21 protein-coding genes and 1 pseudogene are annotated in these 20,187 nt (G+C 41.6%); 1 reads left to right on the top strand and 21 read right to left on the bottom strand.

Annotated features, from left to right (window positions below; all coding sequences use genetic code 11):
* Nucleotides 1-6: 6 nt before the first annotated feature.
* From IGJ01_RS04385 to IGJ01_RS04310, 16 genes are all read right to left on the bottom strand, one after another.
* Nucleotides 7-762: a DivIVA domain-containing protein gene (locus IGJ01_RS04385; RefSeq protein WP_005237274.1), complete on the bottom strand. Its 756-nt coding sequence runs from the start codon at nt 760-762 to the stop codon at nt 7-9.
* Nucleotides 763-782: 20 nt separating this feature from the next.
* Entirely contained in the window at nt 783-1,565 is a 783-nt protein-coding gene (locus IGJ01_RS04380) for an RNA-binding protein (protein WP_005237275.1), read from the bottom strand.
* 18 nt (nt 1,566-1,583) lie between these two features.
* The gene (locus IGJ01_RS04375) at nt 1,584-1,847 is read right to left on the bottom strand and encodes a YggT family protein (RefSeq protein WP_005228822.1); all 264 of its coding nucleotides are present in this window, start codon (nt 1,845-1,847) and stop codon (nt 1,584-1,586) included.
* A gap of 26 nt (nt 1,848-1,873) precedes the next feature.
* A complete protein-coding gene (locus IGJ01_RS04370) occupies nt 1,874-2,527 on the bottom strand; it encodes a cell division protein SepF (RefSeq protein WP_005237276.1) in 654 nt (217 codons plus the stop codon).
* A gap of 16 nt (nt 2,528-2,543) precedes the next feature.
* Nucleotides 2,544-3,215, bottom strand: coding sequence for a YggS family pyridoxal phosphate-dependent enzyme (locus tag IGJ01_RS04365; RefSeq protein ID WP_008377340.1), 672 nt, complete (start codon nt 3,213-3,215; stop codon nt 2,544-2,546).
* Nucleotides 3,216-3,227: 12 nt separating this feature from the next.
* On the bottom strand, nt 3,228-4,472 hold the full coding sequence (gene ftsZ, locus IGJ01_RS04360; RefSeq protein WP_005237278.1) for a cell division protein FtsZ: 1,245 nt from the start codon (nt 4,470-4,472) through the stop codon (nt 3,228-3,230).
* Nucleotides 4,473-4,503: 31 nt separating this feature from the next.
* Nucleotides 4,504-5,826: a cell division protein FtsA gene (gene ftsA / locus IGJ01_RS04355; RefSeq protein ID WP_005237279.1), complete on the bottom strand. Its 1,323-nt coding sequence runs from the start codon at nt 5,824-5,826 to the stop codon at nt 4,504-4,506.
* A 153-nt stretch (nt 5,827-5,979) separates the two neighbouring features.
* Nucleotides 5,980-6,972: a cell division protein FtsQ/DivIB gene (locus tag IGJ01_RS04350; RefSeq protein ID WP_005237280.1), complete on the bottom strand. Its 993-nt coding sequence runs from the start codon at nt 6,970-6,972 to the stop codon at nt 5,980-5,982.
* Between the two features lie 86 nt (nt 6,973-7,058).
* Entirely contained in the window at nt 7,059-8,153 is a 1,095-nt protein-coding gene (gene murG, locus IGJ01_RS04345) for an undecaprenyldiphospho-muramoylpentapeptide beta-N-acetylglucosaminyltransferase (RefSeq protein ID WP_005237281.1), read from the bottom strand.
* Nucleotides 8,154-8,168: 15 nt separating this feature from the next.
* Nucleotides 8,169-9,527 (bottom strand): UDP-N-acetylmuramoyl-L-alanine--D-glutamate ligase, encoded by a 1,359-nt coding sequence (gene murD / locus IGJ01_RS04340; protein ID WP_042890037.1) that lies wholly within the window; start codon nt 9,525-9,527, stop codon nt 8,169-8,171.
* Between the two features lie 12 nt (nt 9,528-9,539).
* Nucleotides 9,540-10,502: a phospho-N-acetylmuramoyl-pentapeptide-transferase gene (mraY, locus tag IGJ01_RS04335; RefSeq protein ID WP_005237283.1), complete on the bottom strand. Its 963-nt coding sequence runs from the start codon at nt 10,500-10,502 to the stop codon at nt 9,540-9,542.
* A gap of 15 nt (nt 10,503-10,517) precedes the next feature.
* Nucleotides 10,518-12,713 carry a penicillin-binding transpeptidase domain-containing protein gene (locus IGJ01_RS04330; RefSeq protein WP_008377336.1) on the bottom strand — a complete coding sequence of 732 codons (2,196 nt, stop codon included), beginning with the start codon at nt 12,711-12,713 and terminating at the stop codon, nt 10,518-10,520.
* Nucleotides 12,714-13,133 (bottom strand): cell division protein FtsL, encoded by a 420-nt coding sequence (gene ftsL / locus IGJ01_RS04325; RefSeq protein WP_008377334.1) that lies wholly within the window; start codon nt 13,131-13,133, stop codon nt 12,714-12,716.
* A gap of 5 nt (nt 13,134-13,138) precedes the next feature.
* Nucleotides 13,139-14,098, bottom strand: coding sequence for a 16S rRNA (cytosine(1402)-N(4))-methyltransferase RsmH (rsmH, locus tag IGJ01_RS04320; RefSeq protein ID WP_008377332.1), 960 nt, complete (start codon nt 14,096-14,098; stop codon nt 13,139-13,141).
* A gap of 25 nt (nt 14,099-14,123) precedes the next feature.
* Nucleotides 14,124-14,555: a division/cell wall cluster transcriptional repressor MraZ gene (gene mraZ, locus IGJ01_RS04315; RefSeq protein WP_005228792.1), complete on the bottom strand. Its 432-nt coding sequence runs from the start codon at nt 14,553-14,555 to the stop codon at nt 14,124-14,126.
* 198 nt (nt 14,556-14,753) lie between these two features.
* Nucleotides 14,754-15,122, bottom strand: coding sequence for a DUF3397 domain-containing protein (locus IGJ01_RS04310; RefSeq protein ID WP_005237289.1), 369 nt, complete (start codon nt 15,120-15,122; stop codon nt 14,754-14,756).
* A 332-nt stretch (nt 15,123-15,454) separates the two neighbouring features.
* Between IGJ01_RS04310 and IGJ01_RS04305 the strand changes: the two genes are divergently transcribed.
* Nucleotides 15,455-15,574 carry a DUF4044 domain-containing protein gene (locus IGJ01_RS04305; protein ID WP_005237290.1) on the top strand — a complete coding sequence of 40 codons (120 nt, stop codon included), beginning with the start codon at nt 15,455-15,457 and terminating at the stop codon, nt 15,572-15,574.
* A gap of 62 nt (nt 15,575-15,636) precedes the next feature.
* On the opposite strand, the gene cls is transcribed toward IGJ01_RS04305, so the two are convergent.
* From cls to IGJ01_RS04280, 5 genes and pseudogenes are all read right to left on the bottom strand, one after another.
* Complete coding sequence (cls, locus tag IGJ01_RS04300; RefSeq protein ID WP_005237291.1) at nt 15,637-17,082, bottom strand: cardiolipin synthase; 1,446 nt, start codon at nt 17,080-17,082, stop codon at nt 15,637-15,639.
* 123 nt (nt 17,083-17,205) lie between these two features.
* Nucleotides 17,206-18,090 (bottom strand): permease-like cell division protein FtsX, encoded by an 885-nt coding sequence (gene ftsX / locus IGJ01_RS04295; RefSeq protein WP_005237292.1) that lies wholly within the window; start codon nt 18,088-18,090, stop codon nt 17,206-17,208.
* Nucleotides 18,083-18,769 carry a cell division ATP-binding protein FtsE gene (gene ftsE, locus IGJ01_RS04290; protein ID WP_005237293.1) on the bottom strand — a complete coding sequence of 229 codons (687 nt, stop codon included), beginning with the start codon at nt 18,767-18,769 and terminating at the stop codon, nt 18,083-18,085. Before ftsE ends, ftsX begins: the two co-directional genes overlap by 8 nt.
* Nucleotides 18,770-18,881: 112 nt before the next feature.
* A protein-coding gene (prfB, locus tag IGJ01_RS04285) for a peptide chain release factor 2 (protein ID WP_101495161.1) occupies nt 18,882-19,989 on the bottom strand; the annotation gives its coding sequence in 2 pieces (ribosomal slippage) (nt 18,882-19,916 and nt 19,918-19,989; 1,107 coding nt in all).
* Nucleotides 19,990-20,077: 88 nt separating this feature from the next.
* Nucleotides 20,078-20,152: pseudogene (locus tag IGJ01_RS04280) on the bottom strand (SEC-C metal-binding domain-containing protein); the annotation flags it as partial.
* Between the last annotated feature and the right edge of the window lie 35 nt (nt 20,153-20,187).

Below are 20,187 nucleotides of genomic sequence, written 5' to 3'. Positions count from 1 at the left end.
TGTGTCTTAGTTGTTATCTGTCTTGTTCAATTCGTCTAATAAGTTTCTCGCATCATCTAATGTTTTCACTTCAGGGCTTTCACTTACATCAACGATTTTTTCATCTGATTCAACAATGTCCACATCAAATGTTTCCACTGCTTCTGAGTTTACTCCAGAACCATTTTCACTGTCAAGTTCTTTTGACAAAACTTCTCTGATCACTTGGTGGGAATCTTGTACATAGCTTGAAAATGGCGCCAAAATTTCTTCCCACTCAGGACTCTTCACTTGTTCTAATTGCGTTTGCAACATAACTAATAAGTTGTTATGGAAGACTCTGGTTTTCTTCTTCAAGTCATTTGTTTCTGTCGCCAATTGACGGGCATTGTCGGTTGCATCCGTCAAAATCTCTTTGGCTTTTTCTTCCGCTGAGGTCATCAAGGCATGCGCATGTTTTTCTGCAGTAGCAACCATTTCATCCGCACGGTTTTGAGCAGAAGTAACGATTACTTCTGATTCTTTGCTTGCGCTTGTTTTTACTTTATCCGCCGTATCTTGAGCCACGATAATGGATTGATTCAAGGCATCTTTCAATTCATTGAAATATTCAAGTTTTTCTTCTGCGTGTTTCAACGATTTTTCTAACTCACGATTGCGTTGAACGGCTTCTTCATAATCACGAACGATCATATCCAAGAAGTCATCGACTTCATCTTGGTTGTAGCCTCTCATTTTTACTGAAAAGTTTTTATTTTGAATGTCTAATGGAGTTAATGCCATATTCTATACACCTCTTTGATTTATTTACGTAATACACCTAATAACAATCTAACTTTTTCTTTTTTCGTGGTTCCTTCTAACCCCTGTATTTGAATCCGACCAAATCCTCTTACCGAAATGATATCCAGTAAATCCAGAACAAAATCTGGTCGTAATGCTTCTGTCCAGTTTACTTTTACTTTTCCTGATTCGATCAACTGTTTCGAACGCTGGCGTGAGATGTTGTATACGGCAGAGATCACTGTATCAAGACGCAATGAGCTAACCGTTTCTCTTTCCTCGGTCCAGCCATCTTTAGGCACGATCAAATCGGTATATTTTGTTTCTTCCAATCGAACGGATACGTTGCCGATTTTATCCACTTGGAGTTGAATAAAATGACTGACTTCAGTGGCAACGAATACTTGCCATATTTCACCATCGGAAAGAATGTCTCCAAAGTATTCCCTCTTGACTCCAGTCCCCATTAATGTGCCTAAAACTTTTCCATGACTCAACACCGTAAATTTTTTCGGGTATTGAATCGTAAATAAAGTCATGTCAAACTCATCGGTGGTGGGCTCATAGTAATCGGGATAAATCAAACAACGTCGTCTCTCAGCAGCTTCATATCCACCAAAAAAGCGGAAACTTAAATCCGTTGATTGACGAATCAAGCTTTCTAAGATATACGCTTGTCTCGGATCTAAAAAATCAGTCAAGTAAGGCGCATACTGCATTTGCACTTGTTCGATCCATCCTTGAGCGGAATCAATAAAAGGGCGTTCATCGTTTCGAAAATGTTGATAGACATTTGCGTTCACCGATAACCACCCCTTACGTTAAAATAAAATTGATTGTAGGATCAATATCAATGCTTGTGATGCTAGCTGTAAGACAATAATTGCAAATGCAATCGTAAAATCGATACCAGCAAAACTTAATTTCAATCGATCAAATAAACTCAAATACGGTTCACACACTTTTGCTAAGAAACGGCCAAAAGCGGACTGATACCCTCCTGGAAACCAAGACAAAAGTGCATAGATCACTAATAAAATGGTATACAGATAAACAGCATCACTCAGTAATTTAACGAATCTCAAGAATAAAATTGGCGTTCCTCCTCACTTTAGATATCAAAAAAATTGGTATCTGCTAATGTTTGGGCAGTGCCTTCAATTTCCATACCCTTAGGCGTGCAAAGAAAAATTTCATCGCCAACACGCTTGATATCACCATCTTCAGCGTACACTGTTCCTGTTAAAAAATCAACTATTCGACGAGCTTGGTACTCTTCAATTAAATGAAAATTAACAAGTACAGCATCTCCATTGATGACTTGCTTCGCAATCCCCATAGCTTCTGAATAAACGCGTGGTTCTACGATCGTTATTTTTCCAGCCATTTGTGGAGAAGTTTCTTTAGCTTTTGTGTCTTTGACTCTCGTATTAGTTCTTTGTTGCGCCATTGGAACGACTTTTTCTTCCGTCTTAGGCACCGATCTTACTCGTTCAGCCGCCGCTGAGGATTGTTGATAGGCAGCAGTTTGAGGCTGCTGTCTGTATTGATAGGCTTGATTTTGTGGTTGACTTGTTGTATAAGAAGCCGCTTGGCTAGAAGCACGCGTACTCGCTGTTGTTCTAGGGGCGGTAAAAGCTCCTCCTTGGTTCACAGCTGGTTTCGCTGCCGTGCGTGCCGGTTCTTCAGTGGCAAATGTTTCTTCATAATAATCTTCTTCGTCAGTCAATCCAAAAAAATTGGTCAGTTTCTCTTTGAGCGACATCGGTCAACCTCCTTTTTTATTGAAATAATGCTGTTCCTACACGAATAAATGTTGCGCCTTCTTGAATCGCAATGGGAAAGTCATTACTCATTCCCATACTCGTTTCTAAGCAAGGGGCATGTGTAAGATGCAGGTCAGCGATCTGTTGTTGAATCCTTTTTAATTCTTTGAAAATCTGATGCTGCTCGTCTTTGGAAGCAGTGAGCGGGGCCATCGTCATCAATCCAACAACACGAATTTTGTCGAACGAAGCGAGTGCTTCAATAAAAGCCACCACCTCTTCTACGAAAATCCCTTGTTTCGTTGCTTCCTGCGAAACATTCACTTCCACAAAGCAGTTGATCGGATGCTCTGCTCGTTTTTGAATTTCTTGTGCCAGTTTGATTGAATCCAACGCATGGAAAAAATCAATCTCATTTATAACTGATTTTACCTTTCTGCGCTGTAAATTACCAATAAAATGCCAACGGACATCTGGGTAATCAGTTAATGCTGCCTTTTTTTCAAGTAGCTTTTCTACTCGATTTTCTGCACAATCACGCACACCATTTTCTAGAAGTTCTCTTGTCGTTTCTGTATCGACGGATTTTGTCACAGCTGTCAAACAGACCTCACTGGCATTTCTAGAAACAAGAGCACAGGAGTCCTGTATCTCTTGCTGGATCTTGTGCAAGTTCTCAGAAATCATGTGCTCTGCCCCCTAGCGTTTACGACGGAAAAATGGTGGTGTGCTTAATTCGTCGTCATCATTCGAGCGTACTTCATCACGGCTGAAGGTGTCGAATTCTTTCTTTTCTACATTTTCAAATGTGTTTTCTTCTACTTTAGGTCGTACATTTTGTTCTTTACGGATATCCCAATCACCAAAACCATTGCTTTCTTCTGCTTGTGCAGGACGCGCTTGGTCCATATCTAAGGTTGGTTTTTGTGGGATAGAATGAATTTGGCTTTGACTTTGTCTGCTAGAGCGAGACCCACGTTCTTTTTTAGAAGGGTCAATGCCAGTTGCAATGACAGTCACACGGATTTCATCGCCTAAGTCTTCATTGATTGATGTACCTAAAATAATATTTACATCACCTGTTGCCGCATGAGCGACGATATCAGAAGCATCTTGTGCTTCAAATAAAGTCATGTCCAATCCGCCAGTGATGTTCAATAGCACTTGTTCAGCACCATCGATCGATGTTTCTAGCAATGGTGAAGAGATTGCTTTTTTCGTTGCTTCGATCACGCGTTCTTCGCCGCTAGCAACACCGATTCCCATCAAAGCGGTGCCTTGATTTTCCATCACTGTTTTCACATCAGCGAAGTCTAAGTTGACATAGCCAGGTGCAGTGATCAAGTCTGAGATCCCTTGAACCCCTTGACGCAAGACATTGTCTGCTTCACGGAATGCTTCAAGCATTGGCGTTTTCTTGTCAACAACTTCTAACAAACGGTTGTTTGAGATGATCAATAAGGTATCGACATTCTCTTTTAATTTAGCGATTCCTTCAGCAGCAAAACGGCCGCGTTTTGGTCCTTCAAATGTAAACGGACGAGTAACGACGCCGACTGTCAATGCCCCGATTTCTTTGGCAATTTTAGCTACGATCGGTGCAGCACCGGTCCCGGTTCCGCCACCCATACCAGCGGTAATGAAAATCATATCTGCGCCTTCTAATGATTCACGAATAGAATCTTCACTTTCTTCTGCTGCTTTTTGACCAACTTCTGGTTGTGAACCAGCTCCAAGACCACGGGTATATTTAGGGCCTAATTGAATGACTGTTTCTGCTTTTGAATTTTTTAATGCTTGAACGTCAGTGTTGGCTGCAATAAATTCTACGCCTTTGACATTTTCTTCGATCATACGATTTACTGCGTTGCCGCCACCACCGCCGACTCCGATGACTTTGATCACAGCGCCGTCATTGATGTTATTATCAATTGAAAATTCCATAGTTTATCTTCCTCCTGAGAATCGTTTTAGATTATTCAAAGATATTTGAGAAGAAATCTTTTACTCGGTTTGTGATCGACTCACCTTTTTTCTCTTCTTCTGTTTCTTCATAAGTTTCTTCTGGAGCTTCATATTGTTCGTAATGCACTTCTTGTTGTTGAATGGCAACGGGCTGTTGCGCGACTGTTTTTTCACCAGTGATCGCACTTTTGGCAAGCTGATAGACTTCGCTTAAGTTTGCTGAATAGTCAACGATACTGATTACATTGGTGAATACAGGATTTCTAAGTCCCATATGATTAGGAACGTAAAGCTTAACGTTTGTTTCGAATACTTCTTGAGCCAAATCTACGACACCCGGCAGGCTTGCAGCACCACCAGTCAAAATCACGCCACCTGGCAAATCAAGTCCATCAATTTCATCTAAGACTTCTTTTGATTTGGTAAAAATCTGTTCCATACGTGCTTCGATGATTTCTGACAAATAGCGTTCATCGATCTTCACAGGTTCTGATTTCCCAATCACATCCACTGGAAATTCTTCACTAGCGGACGTCCGTTCAGGATACGCATCCCCATAATTGATTTTTAATGCTTCTGCATTGTTGAAGGAGGTATTTAAAACTGTCGAAATGTCTTTTGTGACAAATTCGCCACCCTCTTGGTTCACATGGGTAAATTTCAATTGCTTGTCGTGCATCGCTGATGTCGTCGTTTGGCCGCCGCCGATGTCGATAACGATCGTACCAAAATCTTTTTCACCATCAGATAAAATCGATTCTGTCAGTGCTAATGGCGTAATGACTACTTCATTAACGATCAGACCAGATTTTTCCACACATTTACGAATGTTGTGAATGATGGTTTTTGGTCCTGTATAAACCACACCAAACATCTCTAGGCGAACACCGATCATGCCACGAGGATCTTTGATCCCTTCAAAACCATCCACTGTAAATTCTTGCGGTAAGATAGCAATGATCTGTCTTTCAGGAGGGGTTGAACGTACAAGTGCTGCGGAAGCAACATTGCGGACGTCTTCGTCGGTGATCTCTTTTGATTCACTGTTGACAGCGATCATCCCTTGACAATTTTCCACTTCAAGAAGATTGGCTGGTACACCAACACTCACACTGCGAATTTGAATTCCTGCTTTTTCTTCTGCTTGTCTTACTGCTCTTTGAATGGCTTGTACCGTTTTATCGATATCTACAATGATGCCACGGTTGATTCCTTCTGATTTTGCATTTCCTACACCAATGATATTCATTTGGCTGTCAACGTATTCGGCTACTACAACTTTTACAGATGTCGTACCGATATCAAGGCCAACATACATTCCCGTTTTTGCCATGGATGGGGTTCCCTCCTACTTAAATTGGATATATAGCGAACCATCACAGTCCGTTTTTAGAGTTCATTCGAATAATTTGTTCACTGTTACCAATTCTACCATATAATGGCGCTTTTTAGAAACAAGTTAATGAAAAAAACTCTTGAATTTTTCCTAAGAATCACTATCAGCTGTTTGATTTTCGTCTGCATCGTCTTCTTGTGTATTTGAAATTGGATAAGTAAAGATCCCAACTTCCATATCCACAATACTGTCCTCGGTCAAATCTTTGGCAATTTGCGGATAATACTGCATTTGACTCACCATATTTGAGATATTGACAATCACTTGATTGCCATCATTCATAAAGAGAGTTAACAGTTCATCATTGCTGTCACGGGGGGTGTATTTGATTTGAGAAATGCCATCTCGAATTTCTGAACTTAATTCTTGATAGGCACTGAGTGTCGCCTTGATTTTGTCTTCAGCCGAAAAATTTTCTAAAACCGGCAATCCTTCCTCTGGCTGCTCACTGATATCATCCAAAACAGCGCCATTTTCCAAAACTGGTGCATAGCCGCCATCTTTGGCTAATAAAGCCACTTCCTGGAATTCAGTGACAGTGATATCAAAACGATTAATACCAGATAAAGAAATAGAAGCATTTTTTATGCGCGGCAATTCTTTTTTGATTGCTGCTACACTCTGATTCCGTTCAAAAAATTGCGGCCACATCTCTTCATTGACGGCTAGGTCAGAATTTTTGAGAATCGCTTCTGCGGATACTTCTTGATTGCCTTTGACCACCACATTAGCCAAACGACTAAGCGGCGAAACAAAATACAAAACAATCAGCAAAGGAATCATCAGTAAACCGATAATCAGCGCTAAACGGCGAATCAATACTTGATTGCGGTACGCCTTTAGATTAGGTAGCCGGTCAGCAAAGGAGCGAGCCTTTTTTTCTGGCTCAGGCAGCTCTTCTTTCCCAGCGTCGGTTTCTTCTATCGCTTGTTCTGCTTCAAAAAGTGCTTCTTCTGCCAACTCCTCTTCATCTTCATGCGCTTCTTTCATGTCTTCTGTTTCTTCAGAAGCGGGTGAAGACCAAGCTGGCTGATTGCCTTTTTCTTGCAAATATTTTAGATTTTCTTTTTGCCAAGGGGTCAACTCTTCCGTTGACGAGGGGGTTTGATCATCATGAGGTGTTTTGTCTTTACTAATGATAATCGCTCCTTTCTATCCCACACATTGTACTATTTGATTACCTCTTGCACAAGTCGAAATAATCGTTCTGAGGCATCGCTGATCCCTTGTTCTTTTGAGGCTTTGGCCATCTTACTACGAAGGGCTTCATCTTGCATGATACTATCTACTGCTTCCACGAGGTTTTGGCTGTTTAGTTCATGATCGGCAATCATTTTGACTGCTCCTGCATTAGCTAAACTTTGGGCGTTCTTTGTTTGGTGGTCATTAGTCACATAAGGGCTAGGAATCAGAATTGCTGGAATCCCTAATGCCGTAAATTCGGCAATCGATGTGGCACCTGCTCGTCCAATCAACAAATCACTATTTGCCATCACTTCTGCCATTTGATCGATATAGGGACGAATACTGATATTAGGGAAAGCATCTTTTGACATCCCGATTTTTTCTTCGATCTCTTTGTAATACCTTTCACCAGATGCATAAAGTAACTGATACTCTTTTTGAGCAAAAAGCGGCAGCGCATCAATGATCGCTTGGTTGATTTTCAGAGCTCCTTGACTCCCACCAAAAACCAAAACCGTTTTTTTCGCCGGATTTAAATCGTAAGAAGACAAAATCGTCGACTTTTGACTATTCCGTACTTCTTGCCCCCTGGGATTGCCCACTAGCACCGTTTTCTTCGCTGGAAAGTATTGAGAAGCATCGTGAAAAGCAATGGCGATTTTATCCACATACTTGGTTAGAAACTTATTGGTGATTCCAGGAACACTATTTTGTTCATGAATAATGGTAGGTATTTTCAACTTCGCTGCAGCAAAGACCACGGCGCCAGAAACATAGCCGCCGGTGCCAATCACCACATCCGGTTGAAACTCCTTGATGATTTTCTTTGCTGCATAATAGCTTTTCATGAAAAGCTGGATCGTTTTTACGTTATCAAAAGACAGCTTACGCTTAAAGCCTTGGATCTCTAACGTTTTAAAAGGAATACCTGTTGGAGGGACGATTTTATTCTCTAAGCCCCTTGTTGCACCAATGTATAAAAATTCGGCTGTCGGGTCAATCTCTTTTACGTAATCGACAAAAGACAACGCTGGATAGATGTGGCCGCCAGTACCGCCGCCAGTCACAAGTATTTTCATGTCCTTCACTCATTTCTATTTAAGTTCTGCTACTGCCGCCATAAATTTGTCGCCGCGAACTTCAAAATTAGGGTATTGATCCCAACTTGCATTCGCCGGTGACAATAGAATCGTATCTCCAGCAGCACTTAAAGAAAAGGCAACTGGGACGGCTGTTTCAACATTGTCTGTCATTTCAATCGTTTTTACGCCAGCTGCTTGAGCGGCTGCGGCTAATTTTTCTTTTGTTTCTCCAAACACTACGATAGCTTTGAGTCCTTTTAGTGCTGGAACCAACTCATCAAAACTGTTGCCACGGTCCAAGCCGCCTGCCAATAAGACCAATTTCTCATTGTCAAAACCGCCTAAGGCCATTTCTGTTGCTAAGATGTTGGTTGCTTTGGAATCATTGAAAAATTTCACCTGATTGATGGTGGTGACATACTGGGTCCGATGAGGTACCCCAGTGAAGGTTTGCAACGCTTGTTTGATTGCTTCGTTTGGCATATTGCAAAGTTTTCCAACAGCGATCGCCGCTAAGGCATTTTCAATATTGTGTGCCCCTGGTACGCCAAGTTCCTCCGCTGCCATAATTGCTTCTTCTTTATAGTAGAGCATCCCATCAAGCATATATGCTCCTGCTACTTTTTCCTTGGTGGAAAAAGGAATGATTTTCGCCTTTGATTTGGCCGACAGTGCTTCTAGTTCCGGTTGGTTCCAGTTGATCACTAAATAATCGTCAGCGGTCATTCGTTGTTGCAAGCGCCATTTTGCTAAGACATATTCCGGGCGACTACCATGGTAATCGATATGGGCTTCATATATATTCGTGATGACAGCGATTTTCGGCCGTAAGGTATCGATTCCCATCAATTGGAAACTTGAAAGCTCCATCACCAAGCGATCTTCAGGCTTAGCTGTTTGAGCAACGGAACTTGCAGGAAACCCGATATTTCCAGAAAGCAATGCCTGTCCTTTTTCCATTCCAGCATTCAAGACATTGGCGATCATAGTCGTTGTGGTGGTTTTTCCATTCGTACCAGTAATACCGATAATCGGCGCTTCAGAGATTTGATACGCTAGTTCCACTTCCGTGATCACAGGAATTTTTTTCTCTAAAGCTTTTTGAACAAGAGGTTGTGAATAGGGGATCCCTGGATTTTTAACGACTAGCGAAAATCCTTCATCCAATAATTCAATCGGGTGGCTGCCAGTGATCACTTTGACCCCTAAAGCCAAAAGATCTTGTGCTTCTGGATTTTCAGCAAATGGCTTTCCGTCATTAACGGTCACAAGTGCGCCCAAATCATGTAACAATTTGGCCGCACTGAATCCACTACGCGCTAATCCTAGCACAAGAACTTTTTTATTTTGATATGTTGTAATTTTTTTCATTTTCTTCATCTCCTACCATACAAGGGCTATTGTGAGCAACGAGCAACCTAACGCGATACACCAAAACACAGTGTCGATCTTCCACTCAGACCATCCGCTCATTTCAAAATGATGATGGATGGGTGACATCTTGAAGATTCGTTTGCCTGTTAATTTGAATGAGGCAACTTGCAGCATCACGCTTGCTGTTTCACAAACATAGACCAGTCCGACAAGCAATAGGGTCCATTCTTGGTGTAAAAGAATCGAGATAGCTGCCAGCAGACCGCCTAAAGCCAGTGAGCCGACATCCCCCATAAAGATTTTTGCCGGTTTGCGATTGTAGGGAAAGAAGCCGATCAATCCGCCGATGATCGCAAGACAAACGATTAACACATCGATTTGATCTTGTCGCCAAGCAATCAGTGCGTAAGTTGAAAAAGAAATCGTGCCCAGTCCTGCGACTAGCCCATCGATACCGTCCGTCAAGTTGACTGCATTTGAAAAACCAACAAGCCAAAAAATGACGAACAAGCCATAAAAAATCGATAGCGACACGTCTATCCCAAAGAAATTCAGTACATCCGCATTGCCTTCGGATCGGAAAACAAAGTAAAAGACGAGTCCGCCTAAAATCTGTCCAATCAGCTTTTGCAACGAGTTCAGCCCCATATTTCGTTTGCGGAAAATCTTGATGAAGTCATCAAGAAATCCTAATGCACCATAAACCAAGGTAATGAACAAAAGAATGAACAATGAAGCAGTCAATTGATTTTGCCATGCTCCTACCCAGATGGCAGTGATCATTGCAGAAATCAAAAATACAAACCCACCCATCGTTGGTGTACCGGCCTTTACATTGTGCCATTTGGGGCCGTCACCACGTATTTCCTGTCCGTATTTCTTCATTTGAAAATAGCCGATAAACAAAGGCATTGTGGCTGTTACGATCGCAAAGCCACTTGCCAAAGGTAATATCATCTCTGTCCATTCCATATTGTTCTCTCCTATTTATTCGTTTTCACTTAGTGTAAACTTGATCGATTGTCCTGATAATTCGGTGTATGGTTCCACGCTTTGTTTGGTACAATAGCCGTTTCCTTCAAAACTGACGTCTACATTCAGCAGACTACCAAATTTGATTAAGTCTGCTTTTGACCAAGAAGTCGTATCCGGCATATAGTACTTATCGCTGTCGGTAACGAGCAGTACCCGTCCGCCAGGCATGATCGAAGTCCCACTGTCAACCGATTGGGCAATGACTTTTTCACCATCCCCGATGACTACCGGGATCAATCCAGCTTTTTGAACATCCGTTGCAGCCGATTCTGTATCGAGATTGCGATAATCCCCCACAGTTGTTTCGCTACCAGATGTTGTGCTTTCTTCTAATGCAGAGTTTTTCAGATCCATGACCCGTTTCATCAATGGATTGGCAATTTCACCCAACACGGTGCTTTCGTGCTTCTCTGGTAATTTAATCGTCAAATACAAAATGTATTCTGGTTCTTCTGAAGGAAACATCAAAACAACGGAATATAGATAATTGGTGCCACCAGACAAATACTTACCGGTTGTTGGATCGGCTACTTGGGCCGTCCCTGTTTTTGCAGAAATGTTGTAGCCAGGTAATTCATAAACGCCATAGGCACTTCCATAATTTTCACTCTCGACAACATCACGCATATATTCACGGACCTCTGTTGCAGCCTCTTTTGTGATCGGATGGCCGACCTCTTCTGGTTGCGTGACCGTTTCTTCTCCAGTATTGCCATCAACGATTTTACTAATAAATTGTGGTTTCAGCATCGTTCCATTATTTGCGACCGATGTGAAAGCCTGCATCATTTGGAAATTCGTCACACCAATCGCTTGACCAAAGGAAGTCATCGCTTGGCTGACAGGATTATCTTCTGGGGTGATTCCAGTATTTTCGTTAGGCAATCCTGAATAGGTGCTACGGCCAAAGCCAAATTCTTTTAAGTATTGTTGCCAACGATCAGCCATCCGCTGCTCCAAGGTCACCATTCCGATATTACTGGACCATGAAAGAGCTTGGCGCATCGTCAGTGTTCCTTTTTGACCAAAGTCCCAGTCATTGATGGTTGCATCGTAAAGTTTTAATCCATCAGGACTTGGGGTAAAGGTTTCGTTCTCATTGAAGATGCCTTGATCGATGGCAGCTGCTGTCGTCAAAATCTTCATGGTTGATCCTGGCTCATAGTTGTCTTCAACTAACAGATTTTGCCAATCATTGATCGAATCCAAATTTTCTGGATTGTAGGTTGGTCGTTGCGCCATCGCTATGATTTCGCCGGTTTTGGCATCCATTAAGTTCGCTGTTAAGTTTTCTGGTTTGTTTTCTTTAAAGACGCTGTCCATCAGCGTTTCCAAATAGCTTTGGATTCGACTATCGATGGTGGTATAAACGTCTTTCCCGTCAACGGCTGCGACGGTCTCTGCTACTGTTCCGGGCAGCGGGTTTTGATTGTTATCTTTTTGATAAACGATCTCACCATCAGTTCCCGATAATACATCATTGTAAGCAGCTTCCAACCCAGTTTTGCCGACTAGACCAGTATCGTCATCATTGGCAACAGCATACCCGATAAAGTGAGAAGAAAAGACCCCATTCGGATAAAGGCGAGCTGGATGGCTATCAAAATGGAAGCCGGCAATATCTTCTTTTTCCATTGCATCTTCGATCGCATTTTTTTGTTCTAATGTAATATTATTTCCCTTGCTCCCAAAAGAGACCCGCCACAATTGTTGCTCAAGGCCATCCTCTAACGTATTGACTGCTGTTTCTTGATCAATGGACAATACATCTGACAAAATTTTGGCCAACTTATTGAAGTTTGCTTTTTCTGCAAAGAGATTTTTGTTGCCATCTTTGTAATTCTGATTCAAAACAGCATAAATGGAATACGAGGTCACATCTTCGGCAATCGGAATCCCATTACGGTCATAGATTGTTCCACGTTTCGCTTTGATCACTTCGCTGCCTTCATAAAGATTTTTGGTCTTTTCTGCTAATGAAGTTCCCGCGACATCCCCGACAATGACGATATAGCTCAAACGCGTGACAAACAAAAAGAACAATCCAATACTCGTAGCAAAGAGAATAATACCTACTTTTTTGCGATTGTTCGTTGTAGTTTGATTGTTCTTTTTTAAGTATTGCTTGAATTTATCTGTTAACTTCATTTAGTCCACTTTCCTTAAATTGCCATCATCAATCGACAATCCATTATCCTCAGCAATCTTTTGGATGCGCTCGGTTTTAGAAAGTTCATTTTTCTCTTGTTCCAACTGTTCTGCTTGTGTTGTTTTCTCAGTGATATCCGATTGGATCAAGGAAATATCATGCTCAACTTGGCTGATATTGGTCCGAATATTGATGGTCAAGATTGCCAACGTCAATACAGCGATAATCACAAAGGCAGCAATCAGTTTTTCTAGAGTAGAAATACTTTTTAACCGACGAGCCGGAGATGCTGGTACACGGATGACCTCAGGACGCTGGGGATCAGTAGGCAGTTTTTCAGTTGTCGGTTCAGAGTGATCCAAAGGTTGTGATTCAAGAGGTTCTCTGAATTCATAGTCATGAACTTTTAGTTCTGCCATAGTTGTTACCCTTCGCTTTCCTTGATTTTTTCCGCGATTCGTAGTTTCGCACTACGAGAACGATTATTTTCAGCTACTTCTTCCTCAGTAGGAAGCAGTGGTTTTCTTGTTATAAGTTTTAGTGTTGGTTGAAATTCTTCTGGTATCATCGGCAGACCTGGTGGCATATCCTTTGGTGTACTGTATTCCTTGAACATCGATTTCACAATGCGATCTTCTAATGAGTGGAACGTGATCACACTGACACGTCCGTTGACTGCTAAAAGATGAATGGCTTGTTCAAGTGATTCTTCAATTACACCTAGCTCATCATTGACTGCAATTCGAATGGCTTGGAAAACCCGTTTTGCTGGGTGACCGCCCTTTCTTCTTGCTGGAGCTGGAATGGCTGTTTTGATGATATCGACCAATTCCCCTGTTGTTTCGATGGGATGATCTTGTCTCACCCGCTCGATTTCCCGAGCGATTTGTTTTGAGAATTTTTCTTCTCCATAACGGAAGAAGATTTTGACTAATTGATGGTAGTCGAATTGATTGACCACTTCATAGGCAGTCAATGCTGCAGTTTGATCCATCCGCATATCCAGCGGTGCATCTTGGTGGTAGCTAAAGCCACGTTCGGCTTCATCTAATTGGGGTGAGGAAACACCTAAATCATACAAAATACCATCGACTCGGCTTACGCCGTGTTGATTCAATGCTTCCTTTAAATAGCGGAAATTACTTTTAATAAACGTGACCATCCCTTTAGCAACATAAGGTGCTAAACGTTCTTTTGCATGGTCGATGGCGGTTTGGTCTTGATCAAAAGCAAAGAGATGTCCTTCTTCAGACAGTTGTGACAATAAATATTCACTATGACCAGCTCCACCTAATGTACAATCGACATAGACGCCTTCTGGACGAATTGATAATCCATCAACGGTCTCCTGTAGCATAACGGTGTAGTGTTGAAAATCTGCCATGTGTTTTTTCCTCTTCCTATCAAGCCTATAAGCCAAAGTCGATCATTGTTTCAGCAATTTCATCAAAGTTTTCTTCTGCTTCTTCAGAGAATGCTTGCCAACGCGTTTCATCCCAAATCTCGATTCGATTTGAAACCCCGATGATCACGCAGCTTTTAGTAAGGTCTGCATGATTTCTCAATGTAACAGGGATATTGATTCGTCCTTGTTTATCGATCTCGCACTCTGTTGCAGCAGAATAAAAGAAGCGGACAAATGTCCGAGCATCCTTTTTCGCTAAAGGCATTTCGTTTAGTTTTTCTTCAAGTTTTTCCCATTCAGATAAGGGGTAGCCAAATAAACAGCCATCTAATCCACGTGTCACAACAAATTTTTCTCCGAGTTTTTCTCGTAGTTTTGAAGGGACGATTAGTCGGCCTTTTGCATCTATCGAATGTTGAAATTCTCCCATAAACATCGATAAATAACCCCCGATCTCCACCTGATATTCACAGTCTACCACAATCCCCCACTTTCTACCACAAATTATATGAAATTTGAAAGGGAAGTTGTTTGACTTTTCTTTACCAAATGAACAAAAAGAGGGAATCAGACTCCTTAAAGTCTTTAAAAAAACTTTAAGCAAAAAAATGGACGTTTATCAAGGGGCAAAACACTATAAGTAACTTACGATATTTAGAATGATCAAAACGACATGAAAGATGATCGTAAATAGAAAAATACTGCGCCAATACATCTTAAAATAGCGACCATATTGGATCTCTTCATAGTAGTACGCCTGAAAGACGGCCAGTAGAATGCCTAATAAAAAAATGGAGATCAAATAATACAATGTGATTGCTTGATCAAAAGTATATTTTGATAATTGATGAATCCCCACCATTAAAAATGGTACCGCCAAATCCGGTGCCTTCACATGGAAACGATCATTCAACGAAAGTGCAGAAACGATAAAACGACAAGCAAAATAAACGAGCACAGGAAAAATATACCAAAACAAAACGATTGGATTAAATCCAGACATACAGCAAAATCCTTTCTAACAACTAGTGTCACTATACTTTATTTTCTTTACATCCATGTTTCAGTTCTTTTAAAAATCTAAGCCGGAATAAGACAGCCATGAAATTTTTTAAGGAGGCTCTTATTTCAACAACTAACTTTTGAAAGTTTTAAAGAATGTATTTCTTTACCTATTAAAACAGAAGGGCGTAGCTTCAACAAGCCTATCTTGCCATTCTAACGAATTTTTTTATAGTGAAATTGAAATTTTCTTAATTTCTCCTTGGATCAACTTGAGTTCTTGAGAAATTGAGGGTAAACTGTCACTAGAATAACTCTAAAAGGTGGATTAGAATGAACGAGAAAAAACCAAAAAGTACCTTTGCAAAAATCACGCAAGTCGTGATCTGGACCATGCTTATTCTCACTGTCGGCTCGATTTTCTTAGCAGCGTACACAAGTATTATGGGTTAATCCTATTAAAAAATGCCCTTTTCCAAAATGATGGCTTCCATCTTTTGGAAAAGGGCATTTTTTTACAGTAACGGTGACACAAGACGTGCCAGGCCTTCCTTGATCTTGATCGTCAATTTTCTTTGTTGATACGCTTCGATCGTTAACGGTTTGGAATCGATCGAATCCGCCAGAAACGCTTCTTTTGTTTGAGTCGCAAGTTGCGCATCATAGATAATCGTATTGACTTCAAAATCTAAGCGAAAGGATCGAACATCGATATTTGCTGAACCAATCGATACAAGTCCACTATCTATAATCATCGTTTTCGCATGCATAAACCCTTTCTCATAGGTTTCAATGATTGCACCAAAATGAAGCAGCTCAGCCGCAAAGGAATAGGTCGCCCAATATACCAAGGGATGATCCGGTTTATTAGGGATTTGGATATGGACTTTCACCCCAGAAAGCAGTGCCAACTTTAAGGCATTGTGAATAGCTTCATCCGGAATATAGTAGGGCGTTTGGATTAGAATTTCTTTTTTGGCTAAATTGATCATTTTCAAATACGTCATTTTTATTTCTTCATGTTCCGTATCAGGACCACTAGTGATAACTTGGGCTGCGACTGTCCCCGCTTGTTTGATTTCAGGAAACAAAGAAGGATCATATTTGATCTCCAAGGCATGTTGTGAATTCCAATCCATCAAAAACCGATTTTGCAGCGAATAGACAGCTGAACCGGCAATTCGCAAGTGATTGTCTCGCCAATAGCCAAATTTTTCCACTTGTCCTAGATATTCATCTCCCACATTAAAACCGCCTGTATAACCAATCTCACCATCAATCACCACGATTTTACGATGATTCCGATAATTGATTCGCGGATTGACATAAGGAACGAACAAAGGAAAGAAAAAGGCAATTTGCCCGCCATGCAGACGCAATTCATCAAAAAACTTCAATGATACCTGGGTACTGCCCCAAGCATCTAACAAGACTCTTACTTTTACGCCTCGCTTTGCGGCTCGTACCAATGCTTCTTTGACCTCATTTCCCAATGCATCACTGCGATAAATATAATATTCCATATGAATGTGATTTTTTGCCTGTTCGATATCCGCGATCAAGGCATCAAATTTCTGCCGCCCATCGGTATAAAGTGTCATGCTATTGGCTGTCGTATAGAGGGATTGACCAAAGACCGTCAACAGATAGACTAACTGCTGGACTTCTACTTGAGCAGTCGGCGGATGCGGAAACAAATGACGCGCGAGCGCTTGTTTTTGTTCTTCTAATTCAACGTTTAGACCAATCTTTGCTTGTGAGCGCATATCGAAAATCTTTTCCTTGGAAATTCCTCTACCAAAGAAAAAGTAAAGCACAAAACCAACGATTGGGATGAACATCAAGACCAAAAGCCAGGCCCATGTCTGAGCAGTCTGACGTCTCTCTCTGAAAATGATAATGATTGATAACAAAATATTAACTATAAATAAAATGGTTACCAAATTATCCATTACAACCATTTTTCCACCTCTTCCCCGATTTCCCGCTACTAAAGCATATCAAAAAATAGTACCTAAAGTAAAGAAACACTGTGATGAAACAAAAAAAGCCGATCTGACGATCGACTTTAATAAAACATACGTTTAGAATTTTAAAAATCGGCGCATTGATAAGACGGAACCAAGCGAACCAATCACGATACCAATCAGTGCCATCACACCGCACACTTGTATTAGAAACATATTTGGTGCAATTAAGCTGTAATTTGAACGTAGCAAGGATGGATTGACCATTGCATAAACTTGATGATACCCGAAGTACATCAACGCAATTGGGACAATTGATCCTAAGAGTCCGATCCAGCCTCCTTCAAGGAAGAATGGCCAACGAATGTAGCCGTTTTTCGCCCCAACCAGACGCATGATTTGAATTTCTCTTTGACGGGACAAAATCGTGATCCGAATCGTATTAGAGATTAGGAACATTGCCACAAAAATCAGTAAGACAGCAGCAGCTAAGCCCCAAGTCCGCACAGCCGCAGACAATTCAAAGATTCGGTCAGAAGAGTCTCCACCGTAATCGGCTTTAAAGACATTCGGCAAATCCCCAGCTTGTTCTGCGATCTCTGTCGTATACTCTGGATCTGTGGCACTTACAACAAATACGTTATACAGTGGATTACTGTCGCCTTCGAACAAGTTCCATGAATCCCCCATGGCATCCTGGATCTTCTGCAATTCTTCGTCTCGACTAGAAAATGTCACTTCTGAAACGTTCGGCAGATCATTTAAGGCCTGTTCTAAAGCATCCATGTCTTCTTGTTCTGTACCAATATCAACGAAAACCGACACGTCCACATTCTCACGAATATCTTCGGCTAGTTTTGTTGCATTTAAGATTACACCTAGAAAAATACCGACTAATGTTAATGTGATCGTCACGGCACTCAATGACGCGATAGTCATCCAGCCGTTACGCTTTAAACTTTTAATACTCTCCAGGAGATGACGGAAAAATGTTCTAATCATCGTAACCATATTCTCCTTCCGCTTGGTCGCGAATAATGCGGCCATTCTCAATCGCGATCACGCGATGACGAATCGTATTTACGATCGTACTATTATGGGTCGCCATAACGACCGTTGTTCCTTGTGCATTGATTCGATCAAGCAATTTCATGATTTCCCATGAGTTTTCAGGATCTAGATTTCCGGTTGGTTCATCCGCAATCAATACCTTCGGTGTATTTACGATGGCACGAGCGATCGACACCCGTTGTTGTTCCCCACCGGAAAGTTCACTTGGAAAGACCCGAACTTTATGTTTCAGTCCGACCAAATCCAAAACTTCCATCACCCGTTTTTTGATATCACGGGGTTTGCGTCCGATAACTTGCATTGCATAAGCAACATTTTCAAAGACCGTTTTCCGCGGTAAAAGTTTGTAGTCTTGGAAGACCACGCCGATTTCCCGGCGCATCAAAGGGATCTCACGGTTTTTCATGCCGACCAAATCATATCCTGCGACATTCAAAACGCCTTTTGTTGCTCTTTCTTCTCGATACATCAATTTGATAAAGGTTGATTTTCCGGCGCCGGATGGTCCAACGACATAGACAAACTCCCCTTGATCAATTGAAATCGAAAGGTTACGGATAGCAGTCGTACCATTAGAGTACTTTTTCATTATATCTTTCATTTCTATCATACAGCTATCTCTCCATCTCAAATTTTCATTCTGGCTTATTATAGCATGAATATATTTCACCTTGCTTGCAACAGATTACAATTGTGTTTCAATCTGTTTAAGTCATACCAGGTTATTTTTGATTCAGTTTCAGCTTCAAATAGGCATCGATAAAGCCGTCCAAATCGCCATCCATGACTGCCTGTACATTCCCAGTTTCGAAATTCGTTCGGTGATCTTTGACCATTGAATAGGGATGGAAGACATAAGAACGAATTTGCGAGCCCCAGCCGATCTCTAATTGCTCGCCTCGCAAGGCTGCTGCTTCTTGTTCTTTCTTTTCGACTTCTAATTGATACAGCTTAGCTTTCAACATCCCCATCGCTTGCTCACGGTTTTTCAGCTGTGAACGCTGGGCTTGGCTAGCGACCACTGTACCTGTTGGAATGTGAGTGATCCGCACAGCAGATTCGGTTTTGTTGATGTGCTGTCCACCAGCGCCGCTTGCGCGGTACGTATCGATCTTCAAATCATCTGAGTTGATCTCCACATCGATCGCCCCATCTAATTCTGGCATCACATCCACCGAGCAAAATGACGTATGCCGTCTCTTAGCAGAATCAAAAGGTGAAATACGGACCAAGCGATGCACGCCTTTTTCCGACTTCAAATAGCCATAGGCGTTGTGGCCTTTCACAAGTAATGTGACACTTTTGATCCCCGCTTCATCACCGGCTTGATAGTCCAAAGTTTCCACCTGATACCCATGTTGTTCACAAAAACGAGTATACATCCGTAACAGCATGCTGCCCCAGTCTTGCGACTCGGTACCGCCTGCTCCCGGGTGCAGCTCGATGATGGCATTGTTTCGATCATAGGGTTCATCTAACAACATCGACAATTCATAAGAAGCCATTTTCTCATTTAACTTACCGATTCGCGCATCAAGTTCTGCTTCCATTTCCGGATCGGCTTCTTCTTGAATCATTTCCAACATCACTTCGAGTTCTTCCAATTCTTCTGCTAGCTGATTGAATTGATCGTAAGTCTCTTTGTTGGCATTGTTGGCGTTAATGACTTGTTGAGCTTTTTCTGAATCATCCCAAAAGGTAGGATCTGCCATTTGGTGTTCCGCTTCCGCAATGTCCTCTTCTAACTGATCTAAGTCAAAGAGACCCCCTAAAACTGATTATTTTTTCATTCATCTGGGTCAATTGATTCCGAATATCTGCGATTTCCATTAAAATTCCTTCTTTCTTTTTTTCTTACAAACGAAAGTAGACTGGACAAAAACGTCTGCCAGCCTACTCTCACCTTTTTCAAAACTTGTTACATATTTTTCCCGTGGCAATTCTTGAATTTTTTCCCGCTTCCGCAAGGACAAGGATCATTGCGGCCCACGTTTTTGAAACTTGGCGCTTGGGCAGCCGGTGCTTCTT

It is taken from the genome of Enterococcus sp. AZ089 (genome assembly GCF_050547225.1).
GTDB lineage: Bacteria > Bacillota > Bacilli > Lactobacillales > Enterococcaceae > Enterococcus_D > Enterococcus_D entomosocium.
Note: the sequence above shows the minus strand (reverse complement) of the source record. Positions and strands in the feature narration are given on the sequence as shown.